Below are 1,141 nucleotides of genomic sequence, written 5' to 3'. Positions count from 1 at the left end.
CCTATTCATACCATTTCAGAAGATATTAGGTGTATGATTATAGATCTATATAAAACTAAATATCACGAAGCAAATTTTACCCATTATGCTGAACTTCTCGATACTCATGAGGGCATTTCCGTCTCTCCTAGTACCGTTAACACAATTCTTATGGCTGAACATATTTTATCTCCTAAAGCCAGTCGTGTTACAAAAAAAAGGGTAAAAAAAGAATTGTTAGAGCAGCTCAAAACTTCGTCTCTATCAACTCATAAAAAAGATTACATTGAAAAAAGTATCATAGCAATTGAAGACGCTCATCCAAGAAGGTCTCGTTGTGCTTATTTCGGAGAAATGCTTCAGATGGATGCGTCGCTACATCTATGGTTTGGAGATACAAAATCTCAACTACACATAGCTATTGATGATTCAACCGGAGTTATTGTTGGTGCCTACTTTGATCACCAAGAAACTTTAAAAGGCTACTATAATATATTTCATCAGATTCTTTTAGAATATGGTATTCCATATATGTTTTTTACAGATCGTAGAACTGTATTTGAGTATAAACAAAAAAAAGCTCCAACCACAGAGGAGGATACCTTCACACAATTTGGCTACGCCTGTAAGCAGTTAGGTGTTGAAATTAGAACTAGTAGTGTTCCTCAAGCAAAAGGTCGTGTAGAGCGTCTTTTTCAAACATTACAATCACGCCTGCCTCTAGAACTTAGAATAGCAGGCGTAACAACCATAGAGAAAGCAAATGTATTCTTAAACCACTACGTAAAAAAATTCAATGCTAAGTTTGCTCTTAATATCAATAGTACCAAATCTGTATTTGAAACACAACCTACGGTTGAAAAAATTAATTTAACTCTTGCTGTTTTAGCAGACCGAAAGGTCGATTGTGGACATTGTGTACGCTTTGAATCAAAATACTATAAGCCTATTGATACTGATAGCAATCCTACTTATTTTAGAAAAGGTACATCCGCTTTAGTTATTAAAGCTTTTGATGATAAATATTACGTTAGTATAGAAAATAAAATATATGGATTGGAAGTAATACCAGATCACAAAACTGCTTCAAAAAACTTTGATTTTCCAAAAGATAATCCAGTAAAACGCAAAAGTTACGTGCCACCTATGAGTCATCCTTGGA

General features: G+C 34.2%; 1 protein-coding gene. It reads left to right on the top strand.

Annotation, left to right across the window (positions count from 1 at the left end; genetic code table 11):
* Positions 1-1,141: ISNCY family transposase (locus KPL54_RS25775; protein WP_216109321.1), on the top strand; the 1,141-nt coding region annotated here is incomplete at both ends.

Source organism: Clostridium estertheticum, assembly GCF_018861295.1.
GTDB lineage: Bacteria > Bacillota > Clostridia > Clostridiales > Clostridiaceae > Clostridium_AD > Clostridium_AD estertheticum_D.
This window is presented reverse-complemented; position numbering and strand designations above follow the sequence as displayed.